8 protein-coding genes and 1 pseudogene are annotated in these 8,550 nt (G+C 49.1%); all 9 read right to left on the reverse strand.

Annotation, left to right across the window (positions count from 1 at the left end):
- Nucleotides 1–67: 67 nt before the first annotated feature.
- Nucleotides 68–379 carry a hypothetical protein gene (locus Phpb_RS18830; protein ID WP_082302638.1) on the reverse strand — a complete coding sequence of 104 codons (312 nt, stop codon included), beginning with the start codon at nt 377–379 and terminating at the stop codon, nt 68–70.
- Nucleotides 380–575: 196 nt separating this feature from the next.
- On the reverse strand, nt 576–842 hold the full coding sequence (locus Phpb_RS18835; RefSeq protein ID WP_065391707.1) for a hypothetical protein: 267 nt from the start codon (nt 840–842) through the stop codon (nt 576–578).
- Nucleotides 839–1,054 (reverse strand): hypothetical protein, encoded by a 216-nt coding sequence (locus Phpb_RS24600; protein WP_065391708.1) that lies wholly within the window; start codon nt 1,052–1,054, stop codon nt 839–841. Before Phpb_RS24600 ends, Phpb_RS18835 begins: the two co-directional genes overlap by 4 nt.
- A 48-nt stretch (nt 1,055–1,102) precedes the next feature.
- The gene (locus Phpb_RS27030; RefSeq protein ID WP_065391709.1) at nt 1,103–1,576 is read right to left on the reverse strand and encodes a hypothetical protein; all 474 of its coding nucleotides are present in this window, start codon (nt 1,574–1,576) and stop codon (nt 1,103–1,105) included.
- A 180-nt stretch (nt 1,577–1,756) separates the two neighbouring features.
- Entirely contained in the window at nt 1,757–2,299 is a 543-nt protein-coding gene (locus Phpb_RS18850; RefSeq protein ID WP_065391710.1) for an immunity 42 family protein, read from the reverse strand.
- Between the two features lie 2 nt (nt 2,300–2,301).
- Nucleotides 2,302–2,928 (reverse strand): hemolysin/hemagglutinin-like protein HecA precursor, encoded by a 627-nt coding sequence (locus Phpb_RS24100; RefSeq protein ID WP_240492615.1) that lies wholly within the window; start codon nt 2,926–2,928, stop codon nt 2,302–2,304.
- A gap of 203 nt (nt 2,929–3,131) precedes the next feature.
- Nucleotides 3,132–3,536, reverse strand: coding sequence for a DUF4279 domain-containing protein (locus Phpb_RS18860; protein WP_065391711.1), 405 nt, complete (start codon nt 3,534–3,536; stop codon nt 3,132–3,134).
- 11 nt (nt 3,537–3,547) lie between these two features.
- On the reverse strand, nt 3,548–4,033 hold the full coding sequence (locus tag Phpb_RS27295) for a polymorphic toxin type 33 domain-containing protein (RefSeq protein WP_082302640.1): 486 nt from the start codon (nt 4,031–4,033) through the stop codon (nt 3,548–3,550).
- Between the two features lie 6 nt (nt 4,034–4,039).
- Nucleotides 4,040–8,550, reverse strand: a pseudogene (locus Phpb_RS25060) (hemagglutinin repeat-containing protein); the annotation flags it as partial.

Raw genomic sequence — 8,550 nt, forward strand, 5'->3', positions numbered from 1 at the left:
TGATGCCTTTTTGGCATCGTTTTCATCACAGCAAAAGCCAGGAAGACAAAAAATGAGTGTAGCACTATTATGAAATCTTATTTAGTTGCTTTATTTCACTGTTAAACTTCCGAAGCTCATTATGACCCAGAGCATTTTTACCATCACCAGTGCTTCTACTCCAATGAAATGAACCTGAACCATCTTTTCTCTCATTAAATCTATGAATATTACCTTTTTCGTCTATCGCTAATCTAACTTTAGGATCTTTTGTTGGTATTGACTTCTCAAATAAATTGAGAGAATTTTGCGGTTCAAGGCCAGCACTTGGCCTATTTCCATTTCCTCCCAGAGTGTGTTTACTGTTTGATTTATAAACTAATCCATTATTCGCTGTCACTGGATTAGGTACTGGTATAGCTAAAAGGACTGAGTATTAAACCGGTAAATCCCGATATGGCTATTAACTAGACTGAATGCTATCCCCGTGGTTTGATGTTGAAGGTGATAAAGTGAAACAGTCGTTCAAACAATCTCAGAAGAAATCTTGCCTCTTAAACTAGATATCCGTTCAAGAGGCAGGAAATTACTTGAAATTATCCTATATTGGTTAAAATATTTTTGATTATAGATATTACTGATTCATCTAGCCTTTTTTCATCGACTGTATAGATCAATAGCTCTATCTCATTCTCTGCATCAAATAAAATTGTGCGAAGCCACTTTTCTTCAAGTGCAACTATTTGATTTTCTGCTTTATAAATCTCTGACTGAATATCCTGTATTGTTATCTTTCCTTCAAGAAAGCTCCTACAAGCTTCTTTCAGACACTCAATTACTTCAGGGTAGATCCAATCATTCATTTCACACTCCTACGAAGGATCGTAATAATTACATTACCATTTTTTTCAGTCACGACACCAACATCACCATTCCAATATGTTGTCCGGGTAACACCATTAACAACACTGTTTTGTGGAGTACCAGTTTTAATTACATGATCTACAATGTTGGGCGTCACATTTCTACCAGGTCCGGTTGTTCCTGCTGGTGAACCAAGACCAGAAGGTTGCATTCTATCCACAGCATGTTGTGAGTAAAGACGATCACCAATTTTGGCGTATTATCGTCCATCAACAGTAGTTTTTTGATAATGTTGCCATGAACTCCACTCTAATTTTTCAGAATGAGTTGTCGTCTTATTTCCAGCAATATTTTTATCAGCTAGAGAACTTCCTTTCCCCTCAATGACTTCTGTCGACTGATACTTACTTAAAGACAAAAACGCTTTTGCTGCCGCAAACTGTATCAGCTTCGCTTCACTGGTAGGTATCCCTCCGGCAACAATTTCCGCCGCTTTCTGTGGCGTCATCTGCTCATTTGATAACACGACATCCAACGGAACACCAAAGAAGTTCCCCCACGCAATAATCAGATCTTTTGCTGGGTCTTGACCCTCAGGGACTTGTCCTTTGAGGTAGTGAGTTAAGGCTGCGTTGATTTCTTCGGGTGTTGCCCCGGATTGAGCCATCTTTTGAGCCAGCGACCCCGCGCCTTCAAAATGTTTAGCGCCTTCGGAACCAAACAGACTCCCCATGCTAAGGGCATTGTTGTCTACAACAACTTTCTCTGTCGTGAAGCCTGACGCTTTTTATAATGAATTCAGTCAGTTGCAAACAATTTTCCCAGTGCAGTTTGATGCTCGACCAACAACGCCCCGATGCGATTTTTGAGCCTCATAAGCTATTTTGCTTTGATGCTGTTAAAAGGTAGTGAGTTAAATGGTTGAATAATATTCGAATGCTTTTGAAATTATTTCATTAACTTCACTCTTATAAAGAATTGCCTCTCTGATATCAGGATTAGTGATCGTTTCCCAAAAACCATTCCCATGTTCGTCTTGCTTTAATTCACTATACTTAGCGCCAAGTATCCTAACCATATCACCATGAGAAACAGCAAAAACAATAAAACCAGCATCATTAATATTTTCTGTTGACGCTTGATATTGGTAAGATTGTTCAAAATTTTCGGGCTCATCTTGTCCTATCAACTCTGGAGAAATCATTCCTAACATAAAGTTAAAAGCATCTTTAGTTCCTTTTTCAAACAACGCTTTATTTTCCTGAAAAGAAAATAAAGCATTAGTATTGTCTTTCAACGAAAAAACATCTACCCAAAGGGTAGATGTCCTTATTTCTTCAGGGAAAAAAAAACCATCAATACAAAAATGGAAAAGTCCATTTTTATAAGTATCATCACTCCATTCTGGAAGATGTTGTATTAACACTGCAAAACGATATGGATCACCAAAAATCATAATTATCTCCATTTTCCGGACAAACCAAGTTGTTTTTTGACTTCATTAGGAATGTCATTTTTATTCAATGGATTTTTTACATCACCGGTACTTCCATTCCAGTGATATTCCCCATTGGTCCCTTCGAACCGATGAACATTACCTTTTTCATCCTTAGCAAATCTAACTTCTTTATTACCATAATTTTTGGAACTTGGAATTGAGTTTTCAAAAAGTTTCAATGAGTCTTTTGGTTCTATTCCCGCATTACGGCGATTTCCATCACCACCAAGAGTATGTTTAGGATTTGATTTATAAACTAACCCATTATTCGCTGTCACTGGATTAGGTACTGGTACAGCACTTCCCTTTATTCCTTTTGCTCCAGCCTTACTGATCCCTCTTGCCACCCCCGCAGACGCCGCAATTCCCGTCTGCCCCATAATCTTCACGATTTCCTGGGTCGTTTCTTCTGAGCCGCCGGTGACTTGGGCACGATGGAGCACCAAATTCCGTGATGCGTCAATATTTGACATCGCACCGCGTAAATCTGCCCATTCCCGCACTTCTGCTGGCGTAAGGGAATCCAGCCCCTTCATTCTGGCTTTTTCCTGAATTTCGCCTATTCGTGCGCTGTAATCACCTTGCAATGCCCGCAGTTCTTTGGCAACAGCAACGCACTGGTCAGTCCCTGAACACGTTGCTATCCGCTCCTGAACCTTGTCATACTCCTGCCGATATTTATCCCTGACAGTCGCACGACAACTGGTATCCCCCTGACAGTTGACCAGTTCCTCGCTCCTTGAACGATTCTGGTCAACGCTTAGATGATTATTGTCTACAACAACTTAATTTAACTATATATATACAGATCAATATCTAGTCCCGCATTTAATTCGTCAAGCTCTTTGATCATCATTTTATCCAAGCTTACTGCTGGCTTAATTCCTTCTTCTATTTTAATTACTATATTAAATTGATAATCAAGCTCATATTCATTAGCCAATTTTACCAAAACCTTTTTTTTGTCCTGTAGTAATGCGAATATTTTTCCTAACTGCTCACCAATATCAAGCGACTCTTCATCACCTGTACTTAAAAGCCAACAACTATCTATTCTACGACGTTTTTTCCCTGGTATAGGGGCACCTTTTACCCAACATTTCGTTGGACGAATAGCTAATTTTTCAGTTACATCCTCAGGATTTAATTTATCTCCTGAGATCAAAAAATACACACTCACAGTTGATTTACTCATTCGTTATAACCTTATTTAATGAATTCACCTGTTGGGATACCTTCTCCAGTCCCCCCTTTTCTGAAGACCCATAGTTCACCAGTTTCTTTATTCACATAAATATCATATTTCGATATATTTTTCTTACCAACAACGTCAGATTTAAGCTCATGGGCATCAATTCCATTCTGTTTTAAATAGTTATCGTCAGCCATTTTAATATTTGATGGTTTATTTTCATTCTGTCCATTCTTATTCTGATTATCATCAGGTGGCTGCTGATTTCCTGTACCACCATACTCCTTCTTCTCTTCATTTGTCAGGTTGTTACCTATATTTGGTTGGCTTTCATTATCCACATAATCTGACGAACATGTCCGGCCAAAGGAGCATTGGGTGGCTTTATCTATAGACTCTCCCATTTCCTTCAATTTTTTGTCCAAAGCTGAAGCTATCGTCTGATTTGCTTCGTTCACAACTTCACCCGTGTTTGAACCTGCTATTGGCGGTGGTGACATTGGCACAGCTAGTGCATTATTATCGACCGAATTCTTCCCAGCCTGCGCCCCGGTGAGGGCGCTCCCGGTGGAGCCACCGGCAATGCCGCCGGCCAGTCCTGCCGCCAGGGTGGAAAGGGTGCTGATAGTCTGTTTCTGCTCCTCCGTTAACTCACTGACTTTTGCTCCGTCGCCGTAAAGCTGCTTAATCAGGACCTGAGCCGCCAGTTCACCCGAAACCGCACCGGCTGCCCCTGACAGGGCATTGTTACCGCTCACTTCCGCCGCCACCGCGCCTAAAATCGCATGGGCCAGCGTATTGGTGGCGATATCCACCTGATGGGTTTGCGGATCAGTAGTCAGCTCTTTAATCACCCCGGCCAGATACGGTGAAGCGCCCCCGGCCAGCGCCTGACCGAGATTGTTCCCTGCTAAGCCCTGAATCGCTGCCGTAGCCGCCTGTAGGGCTTTCTGATAGGTTCCGCCGGTCCCCAAGCCGGAGTCATTCAGCGCCTGTGTGTAAGCGGTGTCATAAACTTGCTTATTGATATCCGCCGCAGTCGGGTGTGGATTGCCGCTGTCGACCAGTTTTTTTCTGGCGGCGGCTTTGTCCGGTTCACTGATATGATTCAGTTTCGCTTTCGCCGCTTTGGTGGCGATAATTTTCCCTTCCGTACTGGCTATCTCGGTCATTTGGGCGCTGACTTCGCCAATCAGTTGCGCCTGTTTCAGCCGTTGCTGCTCTTTTTCCTTGTCAAATATCGGACTGAGGACATTCGCGGCGTTATCGGTATCGCGGCTGAGGGTCGCGACATCCTGCGCCTGGTGCGCTTTATCCCGGATAATCAGGTTGCCGTCACTGACGGCGGCGTGCGTGGTGCTGCTGTCATGGCCCTGGTTATGGGAACCGCTCAGCCCATTGACCGCCAGATTATTCAGGACCTGACTGGCGGTGGGTTGGCCGAGGCTGACGCCCGCGCTTTGCTGCTCAACAGTAAAGTCCGCTTGATTTTTAATATCCTTGAAGCCCAGCGTTCCGGTGTTCAGGGTGTTGTTGGTTTTGTCGGCGGTACTTGCTATCACCGCGCCGTTCAGTTGCGTGTGGTCGCCGACGTTAACCTGATAGCCGCTTTTGCCGGCAAACAACCCGGTCTGCTCCTGCACGCTGTCATAGTTGCTGTGGAGTTTATTGCGGCTGGCATTGAGGCTCGCGGTACCATTGGTGAGGGGGCCTGCGGTGGCGCTGACGCCCGCGCTGGCATTCTGTTGTCGGCTGTCATAGCGCTGGCTGTCCTGCTCGCTGCTTAATGTCAAATGACGTTTCACCTCGGCGGTAATCTGCTCGCCGCTGACCTGAGCCCCTTTGAGCGTAGTATCCCGGCCACTGTTCAGCCCGACGGCCTGTCCCGCCTGTAATGTGGTGTTAGTGTGGCTGACGCCGTTGCTGCTTTCACGGCCGTTGCCCCGACTGACATTGGCCGAGACGTTCAGGCCGGTGCCTCCCGGTCCCACGGTCAGGCCCATGCCCAGTGAACTGCCGTGGCTGCTGTTTTTGCCGGTGGTCTGCTCGGTGGTCTGGCTGGAGGAGAGCTGAATATCCCGACTGGCATTCAGTTGCAGGTCTTTACCCGCCTGTAACTGGCTGCCCTGAATGCGGATATCGCCGTTCGGACCTGATGTTCCTTTATCGTCACCGTGAGCCGTTATCGTGAGGTTATCCCCAGCAGTGAGGTGGCTGCCCTGTTGGGTGGTCTGGCGGTGCTGCTGTTCTGAACGGGAAGACTGGCGCCCATAGGACAGGCTCACCCCGGCCAGATTATTATTGCCTTTGTCATCACTGCCCTGAGCCTCCGCCAGTCGGCCCGCCTGCGCCGCTTGTACTCCGCTGAGGGCGGCTTGAGTGTTTTGCAGGGCTTTCACTCGCGGGTCACTTTCATTGCGGGCGGTTCTGGCGGTTTGCACTGCGCTGTTGACGGCACCTCCGGCTGCGCCGCTCAGCGCCACGGTTAAACCACTCTGTTTTTGTTCAGTTTTCGTCAACACGGTGTGATTATTTTCCGCACTGGTGATATCGACCTGTTGACCGGTCAGCGTCAGGTCTTTACCGGCAATCACCTCACTGCCGTGAACCCGGAGCTGTTCTCCTGCGTTGAGGGTCACCTTACCCTGGCTGCTGCCGACCGTGCTGCCTTTACTCAGCTGGCTGTCACTGTCGGTAGTGACTTTCTGGCTGGCTTTGCCTAAGGTGAAGCCAATCCCCCCGGTCCCCATCAGGCCCGATTTTTTCTCCTGCCGCCAATGGGTTTCATCGTGCGCTTCCGCGGCGGTGGTGACGGTGAGCTGATGACCGGCGTTCAGGCTGACGTCCTGCGTACCGGCGACATTGCTGCCGCTAATATGCAGGTCTTTACCGGCCTGTAGAGTCACTTTATCGCCACTGAATGTGGTGCTCAGGGCCTGCCGGTCATGCACTTCGTCGTGGGTTTCCACTGACGATTTCGACAGCCAGCCTTTGCTGGTTTGTTTGCTGTGCTCCACTAAGTCGGATGAGGCTGTACCGGTGGTCAGCGTCAGGTTATTGCCGGCCTGCGCCGTCAGTTGTTGACCGGCATTAACATGGGCGGCGGTGGCGTTCACGTCATGCCCGGCTTGCAGGGTCACCTCACCGGCGCCGGTTATCTGGCTGCCGATATCCTGTTGCTGGGTCAGATGGCGATAGTTCTCTTTCCCCCAGTCGCCCTGTTCTGTGCGGCGCGTGCTTAAGGCGTCCAGCGTCAGGTCATGGCCTGCGGTTATCTCGGTGTGACCGTCTTTACCGGCATTCTTGACGTCACTGGCGGTTAATTGCACATTGTTGATGGCGCTCAGCGATAAGGCGCCGTTATCGTTCTGCACATAAATGCCCGCCGGACGGTCTAACCAACGGTTAGCGTCATCCCCGCGCACCGTCGATGCGCTGATGATATCGCGGCCTTTCAGCGTCACCCGGTCATCTCCCTGAATCTGGCCGCCCCGGTTGGCGAGCGTCTGTTGGGCCGTCAAATCCACTTTGCCGCCGCGAATAAAGCCGCTGTTGGTCAGATTGTTAGCCGTCAGTTGGGTGACGTCACGCCCGCTAATCGTGCCGCTGTTGGTGATATCGCCCTGACTGTTGAGCGCCACGGTATTACCAGCGAGTAGTGCGCCATCACTGCTCAGGTCGCCCTGACGGACGCGCGCGTAAACCTGCGGCACAGTCACTACCTCGGTCGCGCCATCCGGCAAGGTGACGGTTTGGTTAGTCAGCCAGATAATGTCCGAGGTCAGCAATGCCATCTGCGCCGGACTTAAGGCGACACCCGGCGTTAATTGTTGCTGTTTGCCAAAGGCGATACCGGCATCCATCAACGCCTTAAACTGGGCTTCGTCGTTGTTGTAACCGGGCAGATAGCGCCGGCCGGTCAGTTGGGTGATTTGGTCGCGCACCAGACGCTGTTCGTAAAACCCATCGCCCAGGCGTTTGTGGACCCGCGCCGGGTCGTGCGTTAACTGTTGCCGCATATAGTCCGAACCCAACCACTGTTTGTACTGGGTAAATTTCGGGTCGGTCTCCACCAGATAGTGGCTGTCGCTGCCCGGCTGCACGGTATACAGGCTGTTATCCGGCAGGCGGGTATCGGGGGTCACCACGCGTATCACCGGATCGACAGTTTGTCCTTTGACGGTCTCCGGGGGCAAACTCAGTGGCTGATTTTTGATGCCGTTCACTGGTGTGACCGCCGTGGGGGCAGAATGTATCTGACCGGTTTGTCGGTCTGTAATCGTGATATCGGTACCCTGTGGACGGGTATGCGCCTGCCAGGCCAGCGTTTTCAGGTCAATGGTTTCTATGACGGGGGCAGGGTCATAATGGCTGCGGCTTTTCCCCTGTGAGGTTTTGGTCCCCCCGAATCCCAACTTTTTGTGTTTGGTCTTTTTGGCATACCAGTGGGTCTGGCGACCTTCATCGGTAGTGATGCGTTCCCCCTGAGTAGCGATATTGTGCAACTCGCCTATCACCCCGTCTAGCGCCCCGCCGGCAATAATTTGGCTGTCGTGATTGGTGACCTGCGCACTGTTAAGCGTGATATTACCCCCGGCCAGAATTTTACCGGGGTCGCTCTGTTTGACCTGAGTTTCTTTGACGGTGCGGGTGTACTGATATTCGTAAAAGTCATTACTGCGGCTGCCATCCGGCATGATGGCATCGTGCACTTTGTATTTATTGCGGTGGGAAGTGTCCACCTGTGACCAGTCATAGCGAGTGGTCTGGCCGCTTAGTACTGCATCGTGATGCTGAGACTTTTCTGTTTCGACGACCTGAGTCACCAACCCAGCGTTGGTGTTGTTAATCCGGTCGGCATTCATCTTCAAGTGGCGCCCGGCTTCAATCGTCGCCGCGTGGTTATTGAGCGCTCGTGCCTGACCGGTAGCCGTCAGGGTATTATCCAACTGGCCGCCGATGTGCAGGTCGCCCACGCTGTAAATCTGGGCATGGTCACGGTTGTTCAGTATTCCGG

Origin of the sequence: Photorhabdus namnaonensis, from assembly GCF_001684335.1 — a bacterium.
Taxonomy (GTDB): Bacteria; Pseudomonadota; Gammaproteobacteria; order Enterobacterales; family Enterobacteriaceae; genus Photorhabdus; species Photorhabdus namnaonensis.